This is a genomic window from Pseudomonas sp. DCB_AW (genome assembly GCF_026240895.1).
In the GTDB taxonomy this organism is placed as follows: Bacteria; Pseudomonadota; Gammaproteobacteria; order Pseudomonadales; family Pseudomonadaceae; genus Aquipseudomonas; species Aquipseudomonas kermanshahensis.
The window spans coordinates 145,902-171,500 of record NZ_JAPFCE010000006.1 but is presented as its reverse complement, the minus strand read 5'-3'; the positions used below and the strand labels follow the sequence as shown (position 1 = coordinate 171,500).

The window sequence follows — 25,599 nt, the reverse complement described above, 5'->3', positions numbered from 1 at the left end:
CGCTCGAGGGCCAAAGCACTGAGCATCACCAGCGCGCAGCAAGGGGAGGCGCTCCAACCTTTCTGCGGTGCGCTGATCAGCAGGTCGACTGCGCACTTGTCCATATCAACCCAAAGTGCTGCCACCGGCCTCTTCGCAGCTCAAGGCTGCTCCTACACAGGCAGGCGTCAACGAATCTGGTGCTTGTGCAGCAGCCGATAGAACGTCGGCCGCGAAATACCGAGTACTTTCGCAGCGATGCTCAAGTTGTCGCTGTGCCGGTTAAGCACATCACACAAAGCCTGGCGCTCTGCCCGGTGCTTGTACTCCTCCAGCGTACCCAGCGGCTGCTGTTCTTGCTCGATCTGCAAGCCCAGGTCCTGCGCTTCTATCTGCCGCCCTTCTGCCAACACCAGCCCGCGCCGCACTCGGTTGGCCAACTCACGCACATTGCCCGGCCAGTCATGCCGGCCCATGGCCGCCAACGCATGGTCACTGAACGAGCGCGGCCTGCGCCCGGTCTCCAGGCTGTAGAAATGGGCAAAATGGCTGGCCAGCATCGACAGGTCACCATGCCTGTCTCGCAGTGGCGCCGTCACCACCTGCAACACATTCAGCCGGTAATACAGGTCCTCGCGAAAGCGGCCCTGTTCGATGGCTTTTTCAAGGTCCACGTGGGTGGCCGCCAACACCCGCACATCCACGGGGATAGGCTGGCTGCCACCGACCCGTTCAATGTGTTTTTCCTGCAGAAAGCGCAGCAGGTTGGCTTGCAGTTCCAACGGCAAGTCACCCACCTCGTCCAGGAACAAGGTACCGCCATGCGCCGCCTCTATTCGCCCGGCCTTGCGCTGATGCGCACCGGTAAAGGCACCCTTCTCGTGCCCAAACAGCTCGGACTGGATCAGGTGCTCGGGTATCGCCCCGCAGTTGATCGCGATGAACGGCTGATCGTGCCGCTGCGACTGCCGATGCAGGGTGCGCGCCACCAGCTCCTTGCCTGTGCCACTCTCGCCACGGATCAACACCGGCGACTCGGTGGGCGCCAGTTTCCCCAACAGTTTGCGCAACTCGCGGATCGGCCGGCTCTCACCCAGCAACTCGTGAACCGAGTCATCCACCCGCACCGCACCCTTGCCACGCAGCCGCGCCATGCCGAAGGCACGCCCGAGGGTAACCTGAACGCGGGAAACGTCGAACGGCAAGGTATGGAAGTCGAAAAACCACTCGCAGACAAAATCACCGACGTTCTGCATGCGCAACTGCTCGGCGCTGAGCACGGCGATCCACTCGGTATTGCTGCGCTTGATCATGTCCTTGACCGCGTCGGGATGGCGCAGGTGCGACGCCTGCAGCCGCAGCAGGCCGACATCACAGGCGTGGTCCAGGGCAGCGCCGAGCATACAACTGTCCACATCCCAGCCGGCACTGCGCAGGCCTGGCAATAAACGGTGGCAGTCGTCGCAGGGGTCGACGATGAGCAAACGGCGTTGGGAAGCGGGTTGCTGCATGACCGTTCCTTGGCGCCAGAGTTTGGTTTTGTGAAGTAAAACAGCAAGTTGTGGCGCCCAATTAACAGTAGCAACGAACTTGACGGTGCCCAGTACCGTCTGTCTGCCGAATCATTTTTTTACAAACCCTGACGGGAATTTTCGCACTTTATCGACATCCCATGGCGGCGCAGGCAAGAACGGATTCAACCTTGAAACAAATTTTTACACCCAATGTGTGACTTGCCCCCGGACAACGAGCATCAGTACACATAACCCCGCGCTGCATATCGCGATGATTGAGGCGAATTTAAAGCAACGCGGACTTCACTTCGATGTTTGGGACCATAGAGAGACCGAACCATGAATGCCCCGCTCCGTGTCAACGAAGCACTGCTGATTGCCGACCACGCCTTCGAACCTTTCCAGTGCGTAGCCTGGGATGCGCCCAATGGTACTGGTGAATTGAGCCTGGCAGTGATCGACCGGACCAGCACCCGCATCGGCAGCAAGCAAGTGTCCTCGCGCATTTATTCCGACCCTGCGCAATGGGCCAGCCTGATCGAGGAAGTGCGCGCCGAGCTGTGCGAAAAAGGTTATGACCTGCAACCGTGGTCGATGCCGAAGTAATTGCGATTGCCCCTCCAAGTGCGTGCCCTGCCACGCACTTGTGCAACTTCTCAGTTGCTGCCGCTGCAACTTTTCTTATTGTGACACCTTATTGCGACATTGTGTCGCAGTATCACGCCGCACTGTTATTCAATCCACGACCTTGAAGTGTTCCAGGTGCTGATAATCGGCCTGCAGTTGCGCAGCCAATTGTTGCGCACGGCCCAGACGAACGGGCGCCAGCTCCATGTCGACCAGTAGCGTGGCACAGCCCATCGGTTGCACGTTATCCGAGTGCTGCAGCCGACCGTCGGTAAATACCAGGCAGCGCACAGCTTCATGAGGGTGGGCCTGCTGCCGCGCCTGCAGCCACTGCCGCGCTTGCTCCAACGCGGCGATCAACGGTGTACCGCCCCCTGCCCCCAGTGCTTGCAACCAGGGCTGCAAGGCCGCCGAGGCCTTGAGGCCGTGTCGCTGCCACTGCGGCGTCTGCCCGCTCGCTGTCAGCAGGGCCAACCGCGCCCGCTGACGGTATGCCTGGTCGAACAACGCTGCCAGCAAACCTTTGGTCTGCGCCAGCGCCTGGTGGCGGCGGGTTGAGGCCGAGGCGTCGACGATCACCAGCCACAGTTCGCCAGGCTGAGCCTTGCGCTGTTGCCAGCAGAGGTCTTCACGCAGCCGTGGCCGCCCCTTGAGCAAAGTCGGCAGCCAGGCTACTCGGCCCGAAGTGGTGCTGTGTACACGGCCACGGCTGGCACCTTTCAACTGCCCTGCACGTGGCCTGGCATCCGTCCCTTGGGCTTTTCGCTGGCGGATGCTCAGGGCTTTTTTGCCCAGTTCGGCACCTCACGGCGCGCACCACTGGTCACTGGCTGTGGTGGCAGCGCGCCCCAGTCACCCTGCCCGCCTTGGCTGCCCTGGCTGCTTGCGCTCTGCTGGCCCGTCTGAGGCGGTGTCGAAGGCGGCGGCTGCTGGGGCGATACACGGCGACGATGGCGCAAAGCGAACTCGGCCACCGCCTCGACATCGGCTTCATCAATGGCCTCGCCGCCGCGCCAGGCACAGTGCGCGCGTGCTGCGCGCAGCCAGACCAGGTCCGCCCGCAGGCCATCGACCCCGGCGGCGTAGCAGCGCTCGGTGATCCAGGCCAGGGCCTGGTCGTCCAGGGCAATCTGGGCGAGGTCGTGGCGCGCCTGCTGGCAGCGCTGGCGCAGTTGCGCCTGGGCAGTTGCCCATTGCGCGCAGAAGGCCTGGGGGTCGCTGTCGAACGCCAGGCGGCGGCGGATGATCTGCTGGCGCGCCTGGGGCTCCGGCAAGCCTTCGAGGGCCACATTCAAGCCAAAACGGTCAAGCAGCTGCGGTCGCAACTCGCCCTCTTCCGGGTTCATGGTGCCAATCAGCACAAAACGCGCGCTGTGCCGGTGCGAGATGCCATCACGTTCGATGCGGTTGGTGCCGCTGGCGGCCACGTCGAGCAACAGGTCGACGAGGGTATCGGGCAACAGGTTGACCTCATCCACGTACAGCACGCCGCCATCGGCCTGGGCCAGCACACCGGGTGAAAACTGGGCCTTGCCCTGCCCCAACGCAGCGTCCAGGTCGAGGGTGCCGACCAGGCGCTCTTCACTGGCGCCCAACGGCAGCGTGACGAACGGCCCTTCGCCGAGCAGGTCGGCGAGGCCACGGGCCAAAGTACTCTTGGCCATACCGCGCGGGCCTTCAATCAGCACGCCACCGATCTTCGGGTCGATGGCGGTCAGGCACAGGGCCAGTTTCAGCGCGTCGGCACCGACCACGGCGGCCAGCGGAAATTGTACGGGTTCACTCATTTCAAGCCTGTTCCTCGCCGTCGAGCAGTTGCGCCTCAAGGGCTTCGCGGTAATCGCCGGGCGCCTCCCACAGGCCGCGTTGCTGGGCCTCCAGCAGGCGTTCGGTGAGGTCGCGCAGCGCCTCGGGGTTGTGCTCGCGCATGAAATCGCGGGTCGCCGGGTCGAGCACGTAGGCATCGGCCAGCGACTGATAATGATGGTCGTCGATCAGGTGCGTGGTGGCATCGAAGGCGAACAGGTTGTCGACCGTTGCCGCCATCTCGAAGGCACCCTTGTAGCCATGGCGCTTTACCCCGTCGAGCCACTTGGGGTTGAGCGCACGGGCACGAATGACCCGGTTGAGCTCCTCCTTGAGGGTACGGATGCGCGGCCGATCGACCTGGCTGTGGTCGCCGTGGTAGCTGGCCACCGACGCGCCAGACAAGGTTTCCGAGGCGGCCAGCATGCCCCCCTGGAACTGGTAGTAGTCGTTGGAATCGAGCAGGTCATGCTCGTGGTTATCCTGGTTCTGCAGGACCGCCTGGACCTGCCCCAGGCGGCGGGCGAACTGCTCCCGGGCCGGGGTGCCTTCATCACTGCCACCATAGGCGTAGCCGCCATGGTTGAGGTAGACCTCAGCCAAGTCATCACGGCTGTGCCACAAGTGGCCGTCGATCGCATTCTGCACCCCGGCACCGTAGGCACCGGGCTTGGCCCCGAATACCCGCCAGCCCGCCTGGCGCGCCGCTTGCTCGGCTTCCACGCCCTGCGCCTGCAGAGCTTCACGCTCGCTGCGCACGCGCGCTGCCAGCGGGTTGAGGTCATCAGGCTCATCCAGCGCCGCCACCGCCTGAACTGCAGCATCGAACAGGCGGATCAAGTTGCCGAACGCGTCGCGGAAGAACCCCGACACCCGCAAGGTTACGTCCACCCGCGGGCGGTCGAGCAGGCTCAGCGGCAAGATTTCGAAATCGTCGACCCGCTGGCTACCGGTGGCCCACACCGGGCGTACCCCCATCAGGGCCATGGCCTGGGCGATATCGTCGCCGCCGGTGCGCATGGTCGCGGTGCCCCATACCGACAGGCCCAACTGGCGCAGGTGGTCGCCATGGTCTTGTAAATGGCGCTCGAGAATCAGGCTCGCCGAGGCAAAACCCAGGCGCCAGGCCGTGGTGGTAGGCAGGTTGCGTACATCCACGGTATAGAAGTTGCGCCCGGTCGGCAGTACATCCAGGCGACCGCGGCTTGGCGCGCCACTCGGGCCGGCCGGCACGAAACGGCCGGCCAGGGCCGCCAGCAGGCCGTTGACCTCGGCCGCACCACAAGCATCCAGGCTCGGCGCCACCGCGTCACACAATGCCTGCACCACATCACGTACCGGTTGCCATTCGCTCAAGCCGGGCAGTACCAGCGTGCCGCCAAGCGCCTGCTCTATCACCTGCAAGGCCAGCAGCTCTAAGCGCTCGCGGGTATCGCCACAGGTGCGCCATGGCGCGTCGCTGATCGCCTGCAAAGGCCCAGGCCGCAGCCCCTGCCACGGCTGCCCAAGGTCGCAATCGAGCGGGTCGAAGCCCGGCACCAGCGCCTTGGCCAGTGCACGCAACAGGCTGGCATTGCCACCCCGGCCGTCACCACGCTCCACACGCAGCAAGGCCAACAGAGTGTCCAAACGCAGCCGGCCCTCGGGCGACTGGCCAAACACGTGCAAGCCATCGCGAATCTGCGATTCCTTGAGGTCACACAGGTAGGTGTCCAGACGCGGCAGCCACACAGCGGCATCGTCCAGCTGCCCTTCCAGTTGCAGTTCCCGGTCGATGTGGTTGGCCTTGACCAGCTCAAGAATGTCGCGTTGCAGCTCGCGGGCACGCCGCGGGTCGAGCAGCTGCGCCTCGTAGAATTCGTCCGCCAGTTGTTCCAGGTGACGCAGCGGGCCATAGGTTTCGGCCCGGGTCAGCGGCGGCATCAGGTGGTCGATGATCACCGCCTGGGTTCGGCGCTTGGCCTGGGCGCCTTCACCCGGGTCGTTGACGATGAACGGGTAGATGTTCGGCAGCGGGCCCAGCAGCGCGTCGGGCCAGCATTGCGCAGACAACCCTACCCCCTTGCCAGGCAGCCACTCCAGGTTGCCGTGCTTGCCGACATGGATCACCGCGTCGGCGGCAAAGGCATGGCGCAGCCAGAAGTGAAACGCCAAGTACGCGTGTGGCGGCACCAGGTCAGGGTCGTGATACACCGCGCTTTGATCGACCTGATAGCCCCGCGCCGGCTGGATGCCGACGAAGGTCAGGCCATAGCGCAAGCCCGCAACCATCAAGCGGCCACTGCGGTACATCGGGTCTTGCTCCGGCGGCCCCCAGCGCTCCAGCACTGCCTGGCGGTTGGCTTCAGGCAGGCGGGAAAAGGCTGCCTGGTAGTCATCCAGGCTCAGGCTCTGCGCGCACGGGCGTTGGTCCAGGTGATCGAGGTCATTGGTCACGCCGCCCAGCAACTGCTGGATCAACTGCGTGCCAGTGCCTGGCAGGCCCGCCAACGGATACCCTTCGGCCTGCAGTGCCTTGAGGATATTCAAGGCCGCTGCCGGCGTATCCAGCCCTACCCCGTTGCCGATCCGGCCGTCACGGGTCGGGTAGTTGGCCAGCACCAGCGCTACGCGCTTCTGGCCATTGGCTAACCGGGCCAGCTCTACCCAGCGCCGAGCGAGCTCAGCGACAAAATCCATGCGCTCGGGGTGGGCGCGGTAACAGACTACGTCGGACTGGCTGCGCTCACTGCGCCAGGCCATGTCCTTGAAACTGACCGGGCGAGTGATGATCCGCCCGTCCAGCTCCGGCAAAACGATGTGCATGGCCAGGTCACGCGCGCCCAGGCCCTGCTCGCTGGCTTCCCATGCGGGTTGGTTGTCCTGCGCGCAAATGGCCTGCAACACCGGGATGTCGCGGCGGAACGGGCGCAGGTTGGGGCGTTCGGGGCTGGACAAGGCAAACCCCGTGGTGTTGATCAAGACCTCGGCGCCGACTTCGTCCAGCCAGGCTTCGACCTGTTCGAAGCAGGCGCTTTCCTTGAGGCTGGCCACGGCAATCGGCAAGGGGTTGAGCCCCGCCGCCAGCAAACGCTCGCAAAAGACGTCGATGAACGCGGTGTTGGCCGCTTGCAGGTGTGACCGGTAGAACAGCAACGGTGCCACCGGATGCTCCGGGTGCCACTGCGCGTACCAGTCCTCAAGCAGCGCATTGCCTTTGGCCGGGTGATACACCGAGGTGCGTGGCAGTGGCTGCGGCTCGTCCCAGCCATAGTCACAGCCCAGCCATTGGTTGGCCAGGCAGTTGAACAGGTTGAGGGCGTTGGCCTTGCCACCCTGGCGCAGGTAGTGCCAGAGGCGTTCGGCCTGATCGCCGGTCACGGTGCCCAGGCCGGTCAGCTCAGGGTCCGGGCGGTCATCGCCCGGCACCAGGATCAACTGCACGCCGCGGGCCGCCAGGGCGACCATTTGCTCGACGCCATAGCGCCAGTAGCCAACGCCCCCGTGCAACGACACCAAAATGACCTTGGCATGGCGCAGCACCTCGTCGACATACAGGTCGACCGAGGCGTGGTTCTGCACCTGCATCGGGTTGGCCAGGCGCAGGCTGGGGTAGTCCTCGGGCAATTGCTCGGCGGTATCGGCGAGCAATGCCAGGTGTGAATCGCCGCTGCAGAGGATCACCAGTTCGGCGGGTGTCTGGCCGAGGTCGGCAATGCTGTCATCCGGCACGAAGCCGCCGGGCTGGGTCCGCAGCAGGTGCATGGGTCAGGCGCCCAAGGCCTGGCGCAAACGCGCTTCGAGCTGCACGGCATCCAGGTCCTGACCGATCAGCACCAGGCGCGTGATACGCGGCTCGTCGGCACGCCAGGCGCGGTCGAAGTGCTTGTCGAAGCGGGTACCCACGCCTTGCACCAGCAGGCGCATCGGCTTGCCCGGGATGGCGGCGAAACCTTTGGCGCGCAGGATGCCGAACTCGACCACCAACTGGGTCAGGGCATCGAGCAACAGGCTTTCGTCGGCTTCTGGCAGGTCGATGGAGATCGAATCGAAGGCGTCGTGGTCATGATCGTCGTGATCATCGCCATCGTGGTGCGAATCGTGGTGGGTACGGCGGCCATCGATGTGCACCTCGGACTCGGCGCCCACGCCCAGCAGTACCTCCAGTGGCAGACGGCCGCTGCTGGCCTCGATCACCTTGACGGCGGGCGGCAGCTCTTCGGCCACCTCGGCGCGGACCTTGGCCAGGCCTTCCACGTCGATCAGGTCGGCCTTGTTCAGCACCACCAGGTCGGCACTGGCCAACTGGTCAGCGAACAGTTCGTGCAGCGGCGACTCGTGGTCCAGGTTCGGGTCCAGCTTGCGCTGTGCGTCGACCTGGTCTGGGTAGGCGGCGAAGGTGCCGGCCGCCACAGCCGGGCTGTCGACCACGGTAATGACCGCATCGACGGTGCAGGCGTTACGGATTTCTGGCCACTGGAAGGCCTGTACCAACGGCTTGGGCAGCGCCAGGCCACTGGTTTCGATGAGGATGTGGTCAAGGTCGCCACGGCGTGCGACCAACTCGCGCATGACTGGGAAGAACTCTTCCTGAACGGTGCAGCACAGGCAGCCATTGGCCAGCTCGTACACGCGGCCGCTGGCCTCTTCTTCGGTGCAACCGATGCTGCACTGTTTGAGGATCTCGCCATCGATGCCCAGTTCGCCAAATTCATTGACGATCACCGCGATACGGCGGCCTTGGGCGTTGTCGAGCATGTGGCGAAGCAAGGTGGTCTTGCCCGAACCGAGGAAGCCGGTAACGATGGTGACGGGGAGTTTGGCCAGTGTTTTCATGTCGCGATGCCCTTGGCAAGATGGCGCGGGCATGCAGGACGAAAGCCACGGGCCAGGTCGGCCGGGCTTGTTCGCCACCGGATCACCCCGCCCGGTTGAAAGTCGAAATCGCCTCGAGGCAGGTCTCCTGGCTCGCACCGTACCTGCCGTGCTTTGAATAGCAGGGCTGGAGGGCGCGACGCCTTCCCGCGCGCTTGCGCAGTGGCTGTGTCGACCCGTTGTCGGTGCTTACAGTTGCGGGGGCAGCCGCGGCTTGTACCGCGTTCCCGTCTTAGCTTCGGCCTGGCCGAAGAACCTCGAAGTGGCAAGGCTACGCAGTGGCTGGCAGGTGGTCAACCATTGCCGTCGGTCATTGCGCGACACACGCACAAGCATCGGCGCATCTGCGCTACAGTTGCACCTTCATCAACGGCCAAGGACGCCCTATGCCGCTCGCCCCCGCCATCCCGGTACTGCGTATTTTCTCGGTCGAAAAAGCCAAAGAGTTCTACCTCGACTTCCTCGGCTTCAGCCTGGACTGGGAACACCGCTTCAGCCCGGACCTGCCCCTGTACGCGCAAATCCACCGCGACGGGCTGATCCTGCACCTAAGCGAACACCACGGCGATGCCACCCCGGGTTCGACCGTGTTCGCCCGCCTCGACGACCTGCGCGCCCTCGAGCGCGAACTTCAGGCCAAACGCTACGGCTACGCCCGCCCCGAAGCCGAACGCCTGGACTGGGGCCTGCAGATGCAGGTCCATGACCCGTTTGGCAACCGCCTGCGCTTCTGCCAGCAAATCGATGATGAGGCCGCGCAATGAAGGCCATGGGCAAGCGCGAAATGGCACGCGTGGAGCGTGAGCTGGTGGTTTGCCTGACGGAAGCCTGCGAAACGGCCAAGGCAGAGATTGTCGGGTTCACCTGGCTTACCCATCACCTTGACCCCGACAGTTTTCCTGCCAGCCTGCGCATTACCTGGGTATTCGAGCGCGAGGCAGACAAGGCTGCAGCGCTGGCTGGGGTGGCCAAAGCGCGGATGCTGGCGTTGACCTGTCAGGCGCTTGATGAAGTGGGAATACGGCTGGATCACCCGGCCTGGCATGTGAGGTTTGACAGTGAAGAGGCTTGTAGTCGGAGCCACGGCGGGGATTGGGGTAAGCGGTTGCGGGGGCGCTGAGATAGAAGTAGTGGCCCGGGTGTATGGCGGAGGGTCTTCGGCGCTCTCGAGATCGAGCCCCGCCTGCGCGGGGCTTCGCAGCACAAGGCTGCTCCTACAGTCTGTTTCGGGCCAGTATCGAGGCGGGCGTCAATGCCTCAGGAATAATTGGCCCGAAACTGACTGTAGGAGCAGCCTTGTGCTGCGAAGCGCCGCGCGGGCGGCGCTCGGCCTCATAGCCGCCGCAAAACCCCAGACATACGCCCTCCCCCTACCCAATCGCACGCTGTTTCGTGACTGGCCGTTCCCGATCCGCGACGGATGTATTATCGTGGCGTGGTGCGCATATAACAGCAGCCCGAGCGATCGGGCATCTGCAAGACAATCGAGGGTGTCATGAGTAACGAGAGCATTAACTGGGACAAGCTGGGTTTCGACTACATCAAGACCGATAAACGCTACCTGTCCGTATGGCGCAATGGCGAGTGGGACAAGGGCACCCTGACCGAAGACAACGTACTGCACATCAGTGAAGGCTCCACTGCCCTGCACTACGGCCAACAGTGCTTCGAGGGCCTGAAGGCCTACCGTTGCAAGGACGGCTCGATCAACCTGTTCCGCCCGGACCAGAACGCCGCACGCATGCAGCGCAGCTGCGCCCGCCTGCTGATGCCACACGTGCCGACCGATGTGTTCATCGAGGCGTGCAAGCAAGTGGTCAAGGCCAACGAGCGTTTCGTGCCGCCCCATGGCAAAGGCGCCCTGTACCTGCGCCCGTTCGTGATCGGCACCGGTGACAACATCGGCGTGCGCACCGCCCCCGAGTTCATCTTCTCGGTCTTCGCTATCCCGGTTGGCTCGTACTTCAAAGGCGGCATGAAGCCGCACAACTTCCAGATCTCCAGCTTCGACCGTGCCGCCCCACAAGGTACCGGCGCGGCCAAGGTCGGTGGCAACTATGCCGCCAGCCTGCAGCCGGGCGCTGAAGCCAAGAAAAACAACTTCGCCGACGCCATCTACCTCGATCCGCTGACTCACACCAAGATCGAGGAAGTCGGTTCGGCCAACTTCTTCGGCATCACCGCCAACAACGAGTTCGTAACTCCGAAATCGGCCTCCGTGCTGCCAGGCATCACCCGCCTGTCGCTGATGGAACTGGCGTCCTCGCGCCTGGGCCTGAAAGTGATCGAAGGCGATGTAGAGATCAACCACCTCGACCGTTTCATCGAAGCAGGCGCTTGCGGTACCGCTGCGGTAATCACCCCGATCGGTGGCATCGAGTACAACGGCAAGCTGCACGTCTTCCATGACCTGGAAAAAGTCGGCCCGGTAACCCAGAAGCTCTACAACGAGCTGACCGGCATCCAGAGCGGTGACGTCGAAGCACCAGCAGGCTGGATCGTCAAGGTCGCCTGAGGCGCTTTGCAAGCCTGACAAAGGGGCATGCCAGATGATGGCATGCCCTTTTTTTTGGCTGCTGGGTCGGGCCCGAACCGCCAGATGAATTTTTCTTAAATCGCCGTTTGTCTATTCTTTGGCACAATCAAGCCTCTATTCGCCGCCCAGGAACCAGCATGCCACGCGTACTGACCATCGAAGACGACGCCGTCACCGGCCAGGAAATCGTCGCCGAACTCTCCAGCCACGGCCTGGACGTGGATTGGGCCGACAATGGCCGGGAAGGCCTGGCCAAGGCGATTGCCGGTGGCTACGACCTGATTACCCTGGACCGTATGCTGCCCGAAGTCGATGGCCTGACCATCGTCACGACCTTGCGCAACCTGAAAATCGCCACGCCGATCCTGATGATCAGCGCCCTGTCCGACGTTGACGAACGCGTGCGTGGCCTGCGTGCCGGGGGGGATGACTACTTGACCAAGCCGTTCGCCTCGGACGAAATGGCCGCCCGTGTCGAGGTGCTGCTGCGCCGCAACAGCGTGCCGATGACCCAGACCCGCCTGCAAGTCGCCGACCTGCAACTGGACCTGATCAGCCACGAAGCACGCCGCGGCGAGCACACCCTCAATCTGCTGCCGACCGAGTACAAACTGCTCGAATACCTGATGCGCCACAGCGGCCAGGTGATCACGCGGATGATGATCTTCGAAGAAGTCTGGGGCTATCACTTCGACCCGGGCACCAACCTCATCGACGTCCACATCGGCCGCTTGCGCAAGAAGATCGACTCGCCCGGCCAATCGCCGCTGATCCGTACGGTACGGGGCTCCGGCTATGCCATTGCTGAACCCGTCTAAGGGCTGGAGCTCGTCAACCAGCCGCTTGCTGGCGCTGTACAGCTTTCTGTTCGTGGCCTGGAGCAGCATCCTGATGGGGGTGCTGTACTTCGAGGTCTCCAGCTACCTGAACAAACTGACTCGCCATTCCATGCTGCAGCGCCAGCACCTGTTCGCACACATGAGCGGCAAGCAACTGGACGACGCCTTGATTGCCAGCCAGGCCTTCGAGGAACGCAGCTTCGATGCCTACGGCCTGTTCGATGCCCAGCTCAACCCGCTTGGCGGCCGCCTGCGCACGCTGCCTTCGGAGCTAGGCTTGGACGGCAAGGTGCATGAGCTCAAACGCTGCCTGGACGCCGATGACCCGCACATGCCACGCGACAGCTGCGACGCCGTGGCCATCAAAGTGCAGGATGGCCGCTGGCTGGTGCTGGTACGGGACAATGGCTCGTTGTTCGTGGTCACGCGGATCATCCTGCATGCCCTGCTCTGGGGTATTTCCCTGACCTTGATCCCCGGGTTTGCCGGCTGGTACCTGCTGCGCCGCAGGCCGCTCAAGCGCATTCGCGCGATTCAGGCCCAGGCCGAGTTGATCGTCGCCGGCGACCTCACCCACCGGCTGCCGCTGTCAGCCCGTCGCGACGAGCTGGACATGCTTGCCGCCATCGTCAATGCCATGCTCGACCGCATCGAGCGGTTGATGCACGAGGTCAAGGGGGTGTGCGACAACATTGCCCACGACCTGCGCACGCCGCTGACCCGCCTGCGCGCGCAGTTGTACCGAATCCGCCAGCAGAGTGCCGCAGATTCGGCGCAAGCCGAGGCGCTTGACCAGGCGATTGGCGAAACCGATACCTTGATGGCGCGCTTTCGCGGCTTGTTACGCATCAGTGAACTGGAGGACCGTCAGCGGCGTGCAGGTTTTGTACAACTCGACCCGCATGGTCTGCTGGTAGAGCTGCACGACTTCTACCTGCCGCTGGCGGAAGATGGCGGTATTCGCCTGGAGCTTGAGCAGCCCGCGCAGCTACCGGCGCTGCACGGCGACCGCGAACTGCTGTTCGAGGCATTGGCCAATCTGGTGGGCAACGCTATCAAGTTCACCCCAGAGGGTGGCCGCGTGCGCGTGTTGGGGACGCAGGACGACCAAGGCCTGCACATCGCCATCGAGGACAGCGGCCCGGGGATTCCTGAAGAGGAACGTACGGCGGTACTCAAGCGGTTTTATCGCAGCGAGGAAGGTCACCGCCACCCAGGCTTCGGGCTGGGCCTGTCGATCGTTGCTGCGATCGTCGACCTTCATGGGTTTGGGCTGGAGGTAGGCGCCAGCGAACTGGGCGGCGCCAAACTGGTACTGCATTGCCCATTGACGGGGGCATCGAAGTAACGGCTGGGCGCCTCGCCCAGCAAGCGCTTGAACACGGTCGCAAAGGCGCTCGGGCTGCTGTAGCCAAGCGCCAGCGCGACGCGGGTGACTGGCTCCCCTTTGCCAAGCCGAACCACGGCGTCCAGCAAGCATGCCTGCTGGCGCCATTCAATGAAGCTGATCCCGGTGTACACGCGAAACTGGCGCGTGAACGTGCGCCGGCTCATGCAGGCCCAGTCCGCCATGCCATCGATGCCTGTTTGCAGCGAAGGCGCCGCCAGAAACGCTCTGCATGCCCGCGCAAGGCGCGGCTCCTCGGGGATCGGCGCATTCAGCGACAGCGCCGGCATGTCGGCAATCTCATGCAGCAGCAAGCCCATCAAGCAGGCATCACGCCCCTGCAGGGGGTACTGCGCAGGCACTTCGATCGCCTTTTCAAGCAGCTGCTGCACCAAAGGGGAAACCGCAAACACCTGGCAATGCCCAGGCAACCCCACCCGCTCGGCGGCCTGCGGGCAAATATAGGCATTGAGCATGGTTACCGGGCCGCGCATCTGCATGGCATGGGCCACTTCTGCAGGCACCCAGATGGCCCGTAAGGGCGGCACGGCCCAATTACCTGATTCGGTTGCAACCGTGATCACGCCGCAAGCGGCAAAGGCAAACTGGCCTCGACCATGGCGATGCATCGGGAACAGTTCGCCATCCGCAAAGGCCTTTCTCGTCACCACCACATCACAAGGCGTGTCGTCGTACAGCGTATCTTCAACGTAGGTCATGGCCTGATTTTAATTGGATTCGACCTTGAATTGAAAGCGGGCCAAACCGTTACCGCGGCATAGTGACTGAAGCGTCAAGGCGCACTGCCGCGACCTCAGAAGATTGCCAAACCATGCACAGAAAACACCTGACCCTTGCCGTCCTGGTCACAGCCCTATGGGGCCTTAACTTCCCGATCACCAAACTGGGCTTGGCCCACGTCGACCCACTGCTGCTCACCGGCTTACGCTTCGCGCTGTGCGCATTGCCGTGGGTGTTTTTCGTCAAGCGCCCCAAGGTTGCCGTCCGCTGGTTAGGTGCCTATGGCCTGATCTTCGGCGTAGCCATGTGGGCACTGATCAATCTCGGCATCGCCATGGGCGTGCCACCGGGCAGCGCCTCGCTACTGATTCAGTTCAGTGCATTCTTTACCCTGGCGTGGGGCTGCTTGCTGTTTCGCGAGCCCCTGACCGGCCCGCAACTGGTCGGCATCGTGCTAGCGGCGACCGGCTTGGTTGGCATCCTCGCAGCAAGCCCGGGCAAAACCACGACAACAGGGTTGCTGCTGGTCTTGATCAGCGCACTGGCCTGGAGCATCGGCAACGTCATCATCAAGCTGTCAAAGGTGAAGGAGATCTTTGCCTTCGTGGTATGGGCCAGCCTATTTGCGCCAATACCCTTGCTGTCGCTCACGTGGTGGCTGCATGGCGCAACCCCGTTCGTGGCACTGGCAGCGCAGACGAATGCCATCGTGGTCTTTTCCCTGGTCTTCCAGGTGTATGCCGCGACGCACTTCTGCTATTGGGGATGGAATTACCTGTTGCGCGAATACCCGGTGTCCACGGTAGCGCCGCTGTCGCTGCTGATTCCGGTATTCGGCATCGTCAGCTCAGCCTTGATCGTGGATGAGGTGCCTAGCGGCTGGGAGTGGCTGTGTATTGCCCTGATCTTGTCAGCGCTGGCGGTCGGCATGAAAAAAGGGCGAGCGGTGCTGGGGAGAAAACCGCTGCCTGCTGTTTAGTGGCGTGTCGCGAAAGGGCTGCGTGGCAGCCCCTCGCGCCATTGATCAGTCGGCCAAGCGCCAGGTAGTCCCGCCCTTGCCGTCTTCCAGCACCACGCCCATGGCGGTCAGCTGGTCACGGACACGGTCGGATTCCGCCCAGTTCTTGTCTGCACGCGCCTGCAGGCGCGCCTGGATCAACGCTTCCACTTCAGCCGCATCGACCTTGCCTTCTGCGCCTGCACGCAGGAAGTCGTCGGCCTCCAGCTGCAGCACACCCAGCACATCACCCAGCTCACGCAGGCGGCCAGCAAGGCCCGCTGCCGCGTCGAGATCGCTGTCGCGCAGGCGATTGATCTCGCGCACCAGGTCAAACAGCACGGCGCAGGCTTCGGGGGTGCCGAAGTCGTCGTTCATCGCCATGCTGAAGCGCTCGACAAACGCCTCGCCCCCCTTGGCCGCCACCCGTGGCAAGCCGCGCAGGGCGTGGTAGAAGCGCTCCAGCGCGCCTTTGGCATCGCGCAGGCTGTCTTCGGAGTAGTTGATGGCACTGCGGTAGTGGCTGGCCACCAGCAGGTAGCGCACTACCTCCGGGTGGTACTTCTCGAGCACGTCACGGATGGTGAAGAAGTTGTTCAACGACTTGGACATCTTCTCGCCGTTGATACGGATCATGCCGCAGTGCATCCAGGCATTGGCGTACTGCTTGCCGGTGGCCGCTTCGCTCTGGGCGATCTCGTTCTCGTGGTGCGGAAACTCCAGGTCGCTACCGCCACCGTGAATGTCGAAGCTCTCGCCCAGGCAGCAGGTGGACATCACCGAGCACTCGATGTGCCAGCCCGGACGGCCCGGGCCCCACGGCGACTCCCAGCTCGGCTCGCCCGGCTTGACGCCCTTCCACAGCACGAAGTCCAGCGGGTCCTGCTTGGCCTCGTCGACCTCGATGCGGGCACCGATACGCAGGTCTTCGATCTTCTTGCGCGACAGCTTGCCGTAGCCGACGAACTTGCCTACACGGTAGTACACGTCGCCGTTACCCGGCGCGTAGGCGTAGCCCTTGTCGATCAGCGTCTGGATCATGGCGTGCATGCCCGCGATGTGATCGGTGGCACGTGGTTCCTGGTCCGGCGGCAGGATGTTGAGGCGGCGCTCGTCTTCGTGCATCGCGTCGATCATGCGGGCGGTCAGCGCGTCGAAGGTCTCGCCGTTCTCGTTGGCCCGGTTGATGATCTTGTCGTCGATGTCGGTGATGTTGCGCACATAGGTCAGCTCGTAGCCGCTCTTGCGCAGCCAACGGGTGACCAGGTCGAAGGCCACCATGCTGCGGCCGTGGCCAAGGTGGCAGTAGTCGTACACGGTCATGCCGCACACGTACATGCGCACCTTGTTGCCATCCAGCGGTTTGAAGGCTTCCTTGGTTTTGCTCAGCGTGTTGTAGATGTTAAGCACGACGGTTCCTTAGCTGCCCCAGGAGTCACGCAGGGTGACGGTGCGGTTGAACACCGGGCGACCCGGCTGGCTGTCCTTGAGGTCGGCGCAGAAGTAGCCTTCGCGCTCGAACTGGAAGCGGTCTTCAGGCTGTGCCTGGCCCAGCGACGGTTCGGCGCGGCAGCCGGTCAGCACTTGCAGCGAATCTGGGTTGATGTTGTCCAGGAAGCTGCCGCCGTCCTCGGTCTTTTCCGGGTTTGGCGAGCGGAACAGGCGGTCGTACAGGCGCACTTCACACTCGACGCTGCCTGCGGCCGGCACCCAGTGGATCACGCCCTTGACCTTGCGGCCTTCCGGGTTTTTGCCCAGGGTGTCCGGGTCGTACGAGCAGCGCAGTTCGACGATGTTGCCGTCGGCATCCTTGATGGCTTCATCAGCGCGGATCACGTAGCTGCCACGCAGGCGCACCTCACCGGCCGGCTCCAGGCGCTTGTAGCCCTTTGGCGGTTCTTCCATGAAGTCGTCGCGGTCGATGTACAGCTCGCGGGCGAACGGCAGTACACGTACGCCCATGTCTTCCTTCGGATGGCGCGGCAGTTCGAGCTGCTCGACCTGGCCTTCCGGGTAGTTGGTGATGACCACTTTCAGCGGGCGCAGTACGCACATGGCACGTGGCGCGGTGCGGTCGAGGTCGTCACGGATGCTGAATTCAAGCATCGACATGTCGACCACGCCGTCGGAACGGTTGGTACCGATCATCTCGCAGAAATTGCGGATCGACGCCGGCGTGTAACCGCGGCGGCGGAAGCCGGACAGGGTCGACATGCGCGGGTCATCCCAAGCGTCGACATGTTTCTCGTCGACCAGCTGCTTGAGCTTGCGCTTGGAGGTGATGGTGTAGTTCAGGTTCAGGCGGCTGAACTCGTACTGACGTGGGTGCGCCGGCACCGGCAGGTTGTCGAGGAACCAGTCGTACAGCGGACGGTGGCCTTCGAACTCCAGGGTGCAGATCGAGTGGGTAATGCCCTCGATGGCGTCCGACTGGCCGTGGGTGAAGTCGTAGTTCGGGTAGATGCACCACTTGTCACCGGTCTGGTGGTGGTGGGCATGACGGATGCGGTAAAGAATCGGGTCGCGCAGGTTCATGTTCGGCGACGCCATGTCGATCTTGGCCCGCAGCACGCGCTCGCCGTCCTTGAACTCGCCGGCCTTCATGCGTGCGAACAGGTCGAGGTTTTCTTCGACGCTGCGCTCGCGGAACGGGCTGTTCTTGCCAGGCTCCTTGAGGTTGCCGCGGTATTCCTTGGCCTGATCAGGGGTCAGGTCGCAGACATAGGCCTTGCCACGCTTGATCAGCTCGACCGCCCAATCGTGCAACTGGTCGAAGTAGTTGGAGGCATAGCGCACGTCGCCGGCCCAGTCGAAGCCCAGCCACTTGACGTCGCTTTGGATGGCGTCGATGTATTCCTGGTCTTCCTTGGCCGGGTTGGTATCGTCGAATCGCAGGTGGCAGACGCCACCAAATTCCTTGGCCAGGCCAAAGTTTACGCAGATCGACTTGGCGTGACCAATGTGCAGGTAACCGTTGGGCTCCGGCGGGAAGCGGGTGACGATGCTGCTGTGCTTGCCCGAGTCCAGGTCGGCCTGGATGATCGGCCGCAGGAAGTTCGCAGGGACAGCGGGGGCGCCTTTGGCAGCGGCGTTGGGCGCGTTGTCGGCAGTGGGCTTGCTCATAGGATCCTTGAATGCACGTGTCCGGCCTGGGTAGGCCGATTGAATCAAAGGGCCTATCATAGCCGAAGCAGTCAAGCTGCTGACAGCCGGGCTCGGACAAACTGGCGTGATTTATCACGGCTTTTTGCCGCAGGCTGGCAAAATGGCCTGTGCGCGCCATTGTGTCGCGATCGCCTGATACTGCGTCAGGTGATAACCCGCGCACTGCGCACCCTAATTCCTTAATGCCTTGAAAGAGCGAATTTCAGCATGTCCAACGTTAAACTGACCACCAACCACGGCGACATCGTCCTGCAACTGAACGCCGAAAAAGCCCCGCTGACCGTTGCCAACTTCCTGGCATACGTTGAAGCCGGTCACTACTCGAACACCGTGTTCCACCGTGTGATCAAGGGCTTCATGATCCAGGGCGGCGGTTTCGAGCCAGGCATGAACGAAAAGCGTGACAAGCGTGCCAGCATCCAGAACGAAGCCGACAACGGCCTGAAGAACGACAAGTACACCATCGCCATGGCCCGCACCATGGAGCCGCACTCGGCCTCGGCGCAGTTCTTCATCAACGCCTCCAACAACGACTTCCTCAACCACAGCGGCAAGAACGTGCAGGGTTGGGGCTACGCGGTATTCGGCGAAGTGATCGAAGGCCGTGAAATCGTCGACGCCATCGAAAAAGTCGCCACCGGTTCGAAAGCGGGCCACCAGGACGTACCGAAAGAAGACGTGATCATCGAGAAAGCCGAGATCATTGGGTGATACTGCTGATCTCCGATCTGCACCTGCAAGAAGAACGCCCGGATATCACCCGGGCGTTTCTTGATCTGCTCGATGGCCGTGCGCGGCATGCCAAAGCGCTGTACATCCTGGGCGACTTCTTCGAAGCGTGGATCGGCGACGATGCCATGACGCCGTTCCAGCAGTCGATCTGCCAGGCCATGCGCCAGTTGAGCGACAGCGGTACGGCGGTCTACCTGATGCATGGCAACCGTGATTTCCTGATTGGTCAGGACTTTTGCGATGACGCAGGCTGCACCTTGCTGGCCGACCCGAGCGTTGTCGAACTGGGCGGTGAGCAGGTGCTGCTGATGCATGGTGACACGCTGTGCACGCGGGACGTGGCCTACATGAAGCTGCGTCGTTACCTGCGCAACCCGTTGAGCCTTTGGATTCTGCGGCACCTGCCGCTGTCCACGCGGCACAAGCTGGCGCGCAAGCTACGCAGTGAAAGCCGCACGCAAACGCGCATGAAGGCCACGGAAATCGTCGACGTCACGCCAGAGGAAGTGCCCAAGGTGATGGCGGCGCACGGTGTCAGGACACTGGTTCACGGTCACACCCACCGGCCGGCGATTCACAAGCTGGTGGTGGACGGGCAACCGGCACGGCGCATTGTGCTGGGGGACTGGGACCGCCGGGGCTGGACCCTGCAGGTCGATGAACAGGGCTTTCAGTTAACGCCGTTCGAGTTTTCCTGACTACCCGGAAATCTGGGGCCGCTTCGCAGCCCCAGATTCACTTATCTATCCCCTTCGCTGATCACTGTCTCGCGATACTCAGGATCTGCCTTTATCTGCGCCTCGGTAAACGGAATCACTGCCAACTGCTTGGCCGAGAACGCCTTGGTCTGGTCATGCGCATGCGCCGAGCCCGCCTCGCTTGACTGTGAAAACGCCAGCAGCCCGCGCGCCTGCGGCCCTTGTTCGGTAAAGCTGACCAGTTGCAGGTAGCTGGTACCACTGACCACCAGGCGCTTGCCCGGCCCATGCGGCACACTGTGGATCGCGTTATACACCCCAAGCCCCTGCGGCCCGCCAGGCACCGGCGTACCATCGATAGCCTGCTGCACCTGCCCCCAACGGCTATCGCCCCCTACCCCGCTTTTGGCCACTTGCTGCTGGGACGCCAGCGCCGCCTGGTGCAGCAGCTTGCGCACTGCCGCCTGCTCGACCGCCAGGCCACGCGGCGTATGCTGCGGGTCGGCCGGGTTGAACGCTACCCGCCAGCTTTCAGGGTGAGCCACCAGGGCCTCAAGCATGTTTTCGAAATGCACCAGGCCAACGCCGCTGTCCAGGTCTGCCTTGCCATTCCAGGCGACCAGGCTGGCACAGACAGGCTGCACATCTGCCTCGGCACCCTTGCACCACGCCAGCAGGTCCGGCAGCAGCAGGCTCGCGAGGTAGACCTCATCATCCGTCACCATGCGCTGCAGGTCGTCTACACCCAGCTTGGCCGTGCCTTGCAGGCGCTGCAGGGCAAAACGCCCACGCATGCCGAGCGGCTGGTCATCGCGGCTGACCAGCGGCGAAAACCCGGTCAACGGCTGAGCCGGGTTGGCCATCCAGGCAGGGTCGTTGGAGTTCTGCACGAAGTCCTTGCGCTCGAGGCTCGGCAGCAATCGTGCGGGGAAGATGCCGGGCTGCGCCGCCCGCGCGTCGACCTTCCACTGGCACGCACTGCGCGAACCATCGAGCACCACCATGCGCCCTTGCGCCTTGGGGTTGCCGCACTCACTCAGCAGTTGCTGGTCGACGTACGGCACCACCGACTGGTTCAGGTACAGCGCCCCGCCCCCCTCATCGACAGCAAGCGTGTTAACCCAGGGAATGCCCTGCAACTGCTGCACCGAACCCTTCAACGCGTCCAAGCTGTCGGCGCGGTTGATGCGGTACCACTGCTGCAGCACCCGCGTGTTGCCCAGGTTGGCGTCGCGCAGGCTGTAGGCCGCGTGCGCGTCCCAATCCAGGCGCCCAGGCCATTGCACCACTGGCCCGAATTCCGAGCTGTAGACCTGGCGTTCTACCTGGCTCAAGGTGCCATCCTCGGCCTTGACCGTAACGCTGACAGCCTGCCGCATCAACGGCAGTGACTTGCCATCGAGCATGTAGCGGGTCGGGTCCTTCGGGTCGAGCTGAAGGCGATAAAGGGTGAAATGGTTTGACGTGTCGACCGTATGCGTCCACGCCAGATGCCGGTTGAAACCGATGTTCACCACAGGCAAGCCCGGTAGTGCCGCCCCCATCACATCCAGCTGGCCCGGTATGGTCAGTTGCATCTGGTAGAAGCGCATGCCGCCCATCCAGGGAAAGTGCGGATTAGCCAGCAGCAGGCCACGGCCATTGGCCGAGCGCTGCGAACCGACGGCCACCGCGTTGCTGCCGCGCTCCGAGGCAAAACGCTCCTGCCGGGCCAACGCCGTGGCAAAGCCTGTGGCCTCGCGCTGGCTGGTCAATGAGGGGGGCTGTGCCCCTGCCAACGCCTCGGCGAACTGTCCAACACCCCCTTCAGCCAACAGGCGACGGGTCAACTTGACCAAGTCTTCGCTGCTGATCGGCCGCACCCAGTCACCCTGCCCGCACTCTGCCGGCAGGCCTTGGCTGCGGCGCTCGGCGAGGGCACGGTTGAAGCCGCGTGCATAGCCATCGAGCAGGTCACGCACCGGTGCCGGTTGTGCCTGCAGAAATGCCCCCACAGCGCTCGGCGTATTGAGCCAGGTGAAGAACAGGTCGCTGGCAAGGTTGTCCCGTTGCTCGACGGTCTTGGCCTTGGCACCGAAGTGCCGCGATCGCTCGCCGCTGACCGTCAGCACTTCGTTGGCCAACAGGCACAGGTTGTCCTGTGCGTAGGCATAGCCGATGCCATACCCAAGGCCGCGCTCATCCTTGGCCACGATGTGCGGCACTCCGTAGCTGGTACGCCGGATCTGGGCACTGGCATCCGTGCTGGCGGGCTGCGCCAGCGCGGCAGTGCTGAAGGCGACCAGCGCAGCCGCCAGGCCTGCGCTGGTTATGGGACGAGAAATTGAGAACACGGGCACACCTCGGATCCAGGGGTCATCCCGATCAGACGAATGGCTGAATGAAAATTTTACGTATTACAAGGCGATAGAACGTCTTGAACAGGAAAGGCATATTTTTTTTCGAGCGGGCTGCAGATTTTCCGTTCTCATTCGTCCTAGTAAGTGAGGCAACCACATTTCGGGTTAGTCCACGAAAAGGAGCATTCACATGTACAACCCGCAACCCTCAATGCAGGCTGCACGCGTACCCGGCAAAGCGCCCAAGGGACAGGACGTTTTCGCCGAAGAACGTGTCGGTAACGAACAGATTCGCGAACTTTTACGCACCTTTGGCTTGCGCACCAGCCTGATCCGCTTGAAGGTGATCGATGCGCTGCATGCGGCCGACCGTAATGGCCGCAGCATTGGCGTGCGTGGCGTGCACGCGCAACTGGAACAACTGGACATTCCGCTGTCGTTCCTGAGCGTGCGTGAAGTGCTCAAGCGGCTGTGCGCTGAAGGCGTCATCAATCTGGGCAGCGACAAATGCTACAGCCTCAACCCCCAGGCCCGCGCCGTGCTGGATCAAGCGTCCCCGCGCTGAGCGTACGGCCGGCCACGCCTGGCCGGCCCGCACAGGTCAGGGCTTGACCTTGCGCCGCAGAATGCCGTTGATGACTACCACGACCACCGCAATGGCGATCGCCAGCAACTGGAAGGTCTGCTCACTGATCGTGCCCTGCTTTTGCAGGTGGGACAGGCCAACCATGAGGCCCAGTACTACCAGGATGATCAGAAGTGAATATTTGAGGCGCTGCACGTGTGTCATTGAAAGTTCCTTGCAACATCAGGGGCAAAAGGCTCGCAACGAGCCGCGGCAATGATACAACGCCCACCCGCACTGGCGCTGCATTTCCTGCTTAGTGTGGTGCCACTCGCCTGAAAGCATGGGCCCTCATCGCCCGTGCCGGAGGCACTATGTACAAATCCCTGCTGTTCGCATCCCTTGCTGTGACGCCCTTACCTCTTTACGCGCTGGACACGCGCCAGACACCCCCCGAACAGTTGCTCAAGCTAGGCAGTGAACTGGCGACCAACGCCGGGTCCAGTCAATGGCAGCAACTCTGGTACAGCGTTCGCGAAGCGGGTTACCTGCAGGCTCATGCCTCCCAGGTGCACTTCACCGTGCCGGCAACCCTGTTACCGGAGTTGGCCCGACAAACACTGGCACAGGCCGACCAGGTGCACGCAGTGAAGCAGACCCGGGCACTTTATCGCCGAAATTTTCCCGATCGCATTGTAGGAAAACGCGCCGAGCATGCGTTCAACGCGCTGTGCCTGCTGGTCGACTGGCGCGCCCTGCCCCAAGGCATGAGCACGACCCCCAAGGCATACCTGAGAAGCGCAAGCCTGTTGAGCCTCTATCCGTGCGACTGAGGGTCACTGACCCAGCAGGTAAGCCATGGCGTGTCACAGCGGGAATTCACCGGCTGCAGCGAATAGTTGAAGGCATGTCCTACAAGAAGGGAAATCACTGCCTGCAAACACTGTTCAACGAGGCTACAAACCCAAGCCTATATGGCGCCTAGCGACGCACCTTGGCTCTACCTGAGAATTCGGTCACACCTTCGACACAACGCCGCAGGTGATCGCTTACCGCATCTACACCGAACGAAGGAGCGTCTTATGGAGTTACCAGACCTTACCCGGATAGACATCAGCCAGTTACCCCACTCACTGCAAGCGCTGATCGACTGCATCGGTATCGACAATGCATTCCAGCTCACCTGCGCCTATGGCGGCAGACCCAAATACATCCCCAAGCACCGCGAGCGCACCAAGCTCGCCGATGTGCTCCCAGCCGACGCGCTCGATGCGCTGATCAAGCGCTTCGCTGGCGTTGCCCTGGAAATCCCCAAGGCCGACCACTTCATGCGCCAGTTGCGCAACCTGCAGATCCAACAGGAAAGCGCCGAGGGCTTGTCACGCAGCCTGCTGGCCGACAAGTACGGCCTGAGCCTGCGGCAGATCGGCAATATCCGCCGACAGGACCCCCTGTGTTCGCTGGTCGATAACCCTAGTGGTCGCCACTGACGGCTAGGTTTGCAGCACCCATTAAAAAGAGAATCCAGCTATGTCCCTAGACAACAGCCTCATCGGATCCGTCATCAATGCCTTGCCGATGGACCGCATGATCGCAGGCCCCCTGCAAGCCATGGTTCAGGCACAAGTAACCGCAAGCAAGTCGTACGCCGACTTCCTGATGCAAGTGTGCGTTCAGGAAGGCAAGGCGGTCGCCATCCAGTTCGACTACGACGAAACCATCGTCGATGAACAGGGTGAGTACCAAGGCGTCGTCAGCAAAACCATGAAAGTGCCGCTGGTAGCGGCGATCACCCACCCGAACATCGCCATTGAGGAAGGTAATGTCGAGTTCGAACTGACCATCAACCAGATGTCGGAAGACGTGGCCGACAGAAACCTGGCCGCAACGGCAACCGGGTCGCTGGGTTGGGGGCCATTCAAGCTCAACGTCAAGGGCAGCATCAGCCACAAGTCCACGCAAACCCGCAAGACCGACACCCGCGCCCGCTACGCTTTCAGCACGACCCTGAAGCGCCAAGACCCGCCTGAAGCGGTGATGAGGGTTATCGATTTCCTGACCGAGGCTGCCACCAAACCCACTGTCGTCAAGTCCGCAAAGCTGAATAGCCCGGACATGATCTCGCAAGCCGACACGCTCAACGGCCTCGCGAACGGCAGCAAAGCAACGCCTGGGGCACCTGCTGCTAACTAACGTTGGTAACGATCGCCCCCTTGCAACAGGGGGCACCCCCCCTGGACCCAGGAGCCGAACGTTTGGACAAGTCCCCCGCCCCCATGACATCCATCGACCTGCGCGAGATCACACGCGGCCTGCAAGAAGCCGCCAGCGCCACCAACAGCCTGATAGCTCAGCAGTACATCAATCTGTTCGATCAATTCTTCGACTGCGACACCGAAGCTCTGGGTGCGCCCATGAAAGCCAAAATGGTCGAAATCGCCATGGATGAGCAGCACATCATGCGTGTGCCCTTGTTTGCGCTAGTGTCGCCCAAGGGCCTGGCACTTGAGCGCATGCAGGTTGACCTGTCGGTCCGCGTCAAGGGCACCGAGGCGCAGCAAGCGCTGCAGGCGGCCAGCGAGACGAACGCCGCCAGTTTCAAGGTGACCATTGGTGGCCAGGGCCGTCAGGGTGACAGTCGCGACCCTGACGAGGTGCAGATCCGCATGCAGTTCCAGGCCAGTGAGCCGCCTGAAGCGCTTAACCGGCTGATCGAGGAATACACCAGCCTGATCACACCGGTGCGCATAGCTAAACCCACACCCTCGCCTACTCCCGATACCAATGAATTCGTCGAAGCTGCCACGGTCCGCTGACCGC

24 protein-coding genes, 1 pseudogene and 1 riboswitch are annotated in these 25,599 nt (G+C 62.8%); of the genes and pseudogenes, 14 read left to right on the top strand and 11 right to left on the bottom strand.

Annotated features, from left to right (window positions below; genetic code table 11):
- Positions 1 to 116: pseudogene (locus OO306_RS06805) on the bottom strand (alanine--glyoxylate aminotransferase family protein); the annotation flags it as partial.
- 51 nt (positions 117 to 167) lie between these two features.
- Positions 168 to 1,490, bottom strand: coding sequence for a sigma-54 dependent transcriptional regulator (locus OO306_RS06800; protein WP_027594830.1), 1,323 nt, complete (start codon positions 1,488 to 1,490; stop codon positions 168 to 170).
- Positions 1,491 to 1,832: 342 nt separating this feature from the next.
- Between OO306_RS06800 and OO306_RS06795 the strand changes: the two genes are divergently transcribed.
- Positions 1,833 to 2,099: a hypothetical protein gene (locus OO306_RS06795; RefSeq protein WP_013972506.1), complete on the top strand. Its 267-nt coding sequence runs from the start codon at positions 1,833 to 1,835 to the stop codon at positions 2,097 to 2,099.
- 129 nt (positions 2,100 to 2,228) lie between these two features.
- On the opposite strand, the gene OO306_RS06790 is transcribed toward OO306_RS06795, so the two are convergent.
- The 4 genes from OO306_RS06790 to cobW are packed head-to-tail and all read right to left on the bottom strand — an operon-like array spanning position 2,229 to position 8,741.
- Positions 2,229 to 2,843 (bottom strand): VWA domain-containing protein, encoded by a 615-nt coding sequence (locus tag OO306_RS06790; protein WP_225935652.1) that lies wholly within the window; start codon positions 2,841 to 2,843, stop codon positions 2,229 to 2,231.
- Positions 2,844 to 2,896: 53 nt separating this feature from the next.
- Complete coding sequence (locus OO306_RS06785; RefSeq protein ID WP_265968150.1) at positions 2,897 to 3,907, bottom strand: ATP-binding protein; 1,011 nt, start codon at positions 3,905 to 3,907, stop codon at positions 2,897 to 2,899.
- A 1-nt stretch (position 3,908) separates the two neighbouring features.
- Entirely contained in the window at positions 3,909 to 7,670 is a 3,762-nt protein-coding gene (gene cobN, locus OO306_RS06780) for a cobaltochelatase subunit CobN (RefSeq protein WP_265968149.1), read from the bottom strand.
- 3 nt (positions 7,671 to 7,673) lie between these two features.
- A complete protein-coding gene (gene cobW / locus OO306_RS06775) occupies positions 7,674 to 8,741 on the bottom strand; it encodes a cobalamin biosynthesis protein CobW (protein ID WP_323055824.1) in 1,068 nt (355 codons plus the stop codon).
- A gap of 99 nt (positions 8,742 to 8,840) precedes the next feature.
- A riboswitch (cobalamin riboswitch) is annotated at positions 8,841 to 9,055 on the bottom strand.
- Positions 9,056 to 9,166: 111 nt separating this feature from the next.
- On the opposite strand from cobW, the gene OO306_RS06770 reads away from it, so the two are divergent.
- The 5 genes from OO306_RS06770 (at position 9,167) to OO306_RS06750 (ending at position 13,503) form a co-directional block, all read left to right on the top strand.
- Positions 9,167 to 9,544, top strand: coding sequence for a glyoxalase superfamily protein (locus tag OO306_RS06770; protein WP_027594825.1), 378 nt, complete (start codon positions 9,167 to 9,169; stop codon positions 9,542 to 9,544).
- Positions 9,541 to 9,900, top strand: a complete 360-nt coding sequence (locus tag OO306_RS06765) for a hypothetical protein (protein WP_085273476.1) — start codon at positions 9,541 to 9,543, stop codon at positions 9,898 to 9,900. The genes OO306_RS06770 and OO306_RS06765 overlap by 4 nt, the downstream gene beginning before the upstream one ends.
- A 375-nt stretch (positions 9,901 to 10,275) precedes the next feature.
- Positions 10,276 to 11,295, top strand: coding sequence for a branched-chain amino acid aminotransferase (locus tag OO306_RS06760; RefSeq protein ID WP_085273477.1), 1,020 nt, complete (start codon positions 10,276 to 10,278; stop codon positions 11,293 to 11,295).
- Positions 11,296 to 11,453: 158 nt separating this feature from the next.
- Positions 11,454 to 12,134, top strand: coding sequence for a response regulator transcription factor (locus OO306_RS06755; protein WP_027594822.1), 681 nt, complete (start codon positions 11,454 to 11,456; stop codon positions 12,132 to 12,134).
- Positions 12,112 to 13,503: a HAMP domain-containing sensor histidine kinase gene (locus OO306_RS06750; protein ID WP_265968147.1), complete on the top strand. Its 1,392-nt coding sequence runs from the start codon at positions 12,112 to 12,114 to the stop codon at positions 13,501 to 13,503. The genes OO306_RS06755 and OO306_RS06750 overlap by 23 nt, the downstream gene beginning before the upstream one ends.
- On the opposite strand, the gene OO306_RS06745 is transcribed toward OO306_RS06750, so the two are convergent.
- Positions 13,416 to 14,261: a helix-turn-helix domain-containing protein gene (locus OO306_RS06745; RefSeq protein ID WP_265968146.1), complete on the bottom strand. Its 846-nt coding sequence runs from the start codon at positions 14,259 to 14,261 to the stop codon at positions 13,416 to 13,418. The two genes, OO306_RS06750 and OO306_RS06745, sit on opposite strands and share 88 nt — an antisense overlap.
- Before the next feature lie 113 nt (positions 14,262 to 14,374).
- On the opposite strand from OO306_RS06745, the gene OO306_RS06740 reads away from it, so the two are divergent.
- Positions 14,375 to 15,262, top strand: a complete 888-nt coding sequence (locus OO306_RS06740; RefSeq protein WP_099429508.1) for an EamA family transporter — start codon at positions 14,375 to 14,377, stop codon at positions 15,260 to 15,262.
- A gap of 45 nt (positions 15,263 to 15,307) precedes the next feature.
- Here OO306_RS06740 and cysS read toward each other — a convergent pair whose 3' ends face one another.
- On the bottom strand, positions 15,308 to 16,690 hold the full coding sequence (cysS, locus tag OO306_RS06735) for a cysteine--tRNA ligase (protein WP_085273481.1): 1,383 nt from the start codon (positions 16,688 to 16,690) through the stop codon (positions 15,308 to 15,310).
- Positions 16,691 to 16,699: 9 nt separating this feature from the next.
- Positions 16,700 to 18,403 (bottom strand): glutamine--tRNA ligase/YqeY domain fusion protein, encoded by a 1,704-nt coding sequence (locus OO306_RS06730; protein WP_027594817.1) that lies wholly within the window; start codon positions 18,401 to 18,403, stop codon positions 16,700 to 16,702.
- A gap of 249 nt (positions 18,404 to 18,652) precedes the next feature.
- On the opposite strand from OO306_RS06730, the gene OO306_RS06725 reads away from it, so the two are divergent.
- The gene (locus tag OO306_RS06725; RefSeq protein ID WP_265968145.1) at positions 18,653 to 19,156 is read left to right on the top strand and encodes a peptidylprolyl isomerase; all 504 of its coding nucleotides are present in this window, start codon (positions 18,653 to 18,655) and stop codon (positions 19,154 to 19,156) included.
- Positions 19,153 to 19,875, top strand: coding sequence for a UDP-2,3-diacylglucosamine diphosphatase (gene lpxH / locus OO306_RS06720; protein ID WP_265968144.1), 723 nt, complete (start codon positions 19,153 to 19,155; stop codon positions 19,873 to 19,875). The genes OO306_RS06725 and lpxH overlap by 4 nt, the downstream gene beginning before the upstream one ends.
- 41 nt (positions 19,876 to 19,916) lie before the next feature.
- Here lpxH and OO306_RS06715 read toward each other — a convergent pair whose 3' ends face one another.
- A complete protein-coding gene (locus tag OO306_RS06715) occupies positions 19,917 to 22,208 on the bottom strand; it encodes an acylase (protein WP_265968143.1) in 2,292 nt (763 codons plus the stop codon).
- A gap of 196 nt (positions 22,209 to 22,404) precedes the next feature.
- Here OO306_RS06715 and OO306_RS06710 point away from each other — a divergent pair, with 196 nt between their 5' ends.
- Positions 22,405 to 22,779 carry a fe2+ zn2+ uptake regulation protein gene (locus tag OO306_RS06710; protein WP_085273484.1) on the top strand — a complete coding sequence of 125 codons (375 nt, stop codon included), beginning with the start codon at positions 22,405 to 22,407 and terminating at the stop codon, positions 22,777 to 22,779.
- 36 nt (positions 22,780 to 22,815) lie between these two features.
- Here OO306_RS06710 and OO306_RS06705 read toward each other — a convergent pair whose 3' ends face one another.
- On the bottom strand, positions 22,816 to 23,004 hold the full coding sequence (locus tag OO306_RS06705) for a hypothetical protein (RefSeq protein ID WP_027594812.1): 189 nt from the start codon (positions 23,002 to 23,004) through the stop codon (positions 22,816 to 22,818).
- Positions 23,005 to 23,153: 149 nt separating this feature from the next.
- Here OO306_RS06705 and OO306_RS06700 point away from each other — a divergent pair, with 149 nt between their 5' ends.
- From OO306_RS06700 to OO306_RS06685, 4 genes are all read left to right on the top strand, one after another.
- Positions 23,154 to 23,612 (top strand): hypothetical protein, encoded by a 459-nt coding sequence (locus tag OO306_RS06700; RefSeq protein ID WP_099429510.1) that lies wholly within the window; start codon positions 23,154 to 23,156, stop codon positions 23,610 to 23,612.
- Between the two features lie 249 nt (positions 23,613 to 23,861).
- Positions 23,862 to 24,269 (top strand): Mor transcription activator family protein, encoded by a 408-nt coding sequence (locus OO306_RS06695; RefSeq protein ID WP_027594810.1) that lies wholly within the window; start codon positions 23,862 to 23,864, stop codon positions 24,267 to 24,269.
- Between the two features lie 40 nt (positions 24,270 to 24,309).
- A complete protein-coding gene (locus OO306_RS06690; protein WP_265968141.1) occupies positions 24,310 to 24,972 on the top strand; it encodes a DUF2589 domain-containing protein in 663 nt (220 codons plus the stop codon).
- Between the two features lie 62 nt (positions 24,973 to 25,034).
- Complete coding sequence (locus OO306_RS06685; RefSeq protein WP_265968140.1) at positions 25,035 to 25,595, top strand: DUF2589 domain-containing protein; 561 nt, start codon at positions 25,035 to 25,037, stop codon at positions 25,593 to 25,595.
- The last annotated feature ends 4 nt before the right edge of the window (positions 25,596 to 25,599 follow it).

Coding starts and splice junctions, on each gene's coding strand:
- OO306_RS06800 (WP_027594830.1), bottom strand. CDS start 1,490: ATGCAGCAACCCGCTTCCCAACGCCGTTTGCTCATCGTCGACCCCTGC.
- OO306_RS06770 (WP_027594825.1), top strand. CDS start 9,167: ATGCCGCTCGCCCCCGCCATCCCGGTACTGCGTATTTTCTCGGTCGAA.
- cobW (WP_323055824.1), bottom strand. CDS start 8,741: ATGAAAACACTGGCCAAACTCCCCGTCACCATCGTTACCGGCTTCCTC.
- OO306_RS06730 (WP_027594817.1), bottom strand. CDS start 18,403: ATGAGCAAGCCCACTGCCGACAACGCGCCCAACGCCGCTGCCAAAGGC.
- OO306_RS06710 (WP_085273484.1), top strand. CDS start 22,405: ATGTACAACCCGCAACCCTCAATGCAGGCTGCACGCGTACCCGGCAAA.
- cobN (WP_265968149.1), bottom strand. CDS start 7,670: ATGCACCTGCTGCGGACCCAGCCCGGCGGCTTCGTGCCGGATGACAGC.
- OO306_RS06705 (WP_027594812.1), bottom strand. CDS start 23,004: ATGACACACGTGCAGCGCCTCAAATATTCACTTCTGATCATCCTGGTA.
- OO306_RS06725 (WP_265968145.1), top strand. CDS start 18,653: ATGTCCAACGTTAAACTGACCACCAACCACGGCGACATCGTCCTGCAA.
- OO306_RS06695 (WP_027594810.1), top strand. CDS start 23,862: ATGGAGTTACCAGACCTTACCCGGATAGACATCAGCCAGTTACCCCAC.
- OO306_RS06785 (WP_265968150.1), bottom strand. CDS start 3,907: ATGAGTGAACCCGTACAATTTCCGCTGGCCGCCGTGGTCGGTGCCGAC.
- OO306_RS06690 (WP_265968141.1), top strand. CDS start 24,310: ATGTCCCTAGACAACAGCCTCATCGGATCCGTCATCAATGCCTTGCCG.
- OO306_RS06740 (WP_099429508.1), top strand. CDS start 14,375: ATGCACAGAAAACACCTGACCCTTGCCGTCCTGGTCACAGCCCTATGG.
- OO306_RS06750 (WP_265968147.1), top strand. CDS start 12,112: ATGCCATTGCTGAACCCGTCTAAGGGCTGGAGCTCGTCAACCAGCCGC.
- OO306_RS06760 (WP_085273477.1), top strand. CDS start 10,276: ATGAGTAACGAGAGCATTAACTGGGACAAGCTGGGTTTCGACTACATC.
- OO306_RS06795 (WP_013972506.1), top strand. CDS start 1,833: ATGAATGCCCCGCTCCGTGTCAACGAAGCACTGCTGATTGCCGACCAC.
- OO306_RS06755 (WP_027594822.1), top strand. CDS start 11,454: ATGCCACGCGTACTGACCATCGAAGACGACGCCGTCACCGGCCAGGAA.
- OO306_RS06700 (WP_099429510.1), top strand. CDS start 23,154: ATGTACAAATCCCTGCTGTTCGCATCCCTTGCTGTGACGCCCTTACCT.
- OO306_RS06745 (WP_265968146.1), bottom strand. CDS start 14,261: ATGACCTACGTTGAAGATACGCTGTACGACGACACGCCTTGTGATGTG.
- OO306_RS06765 (WP_085273476.1), top strand. CDS start 9,541: ATGAAGGCCATGGGCAAGCGCGAAATGGCACGCGTGGAGCGTGAGCTG.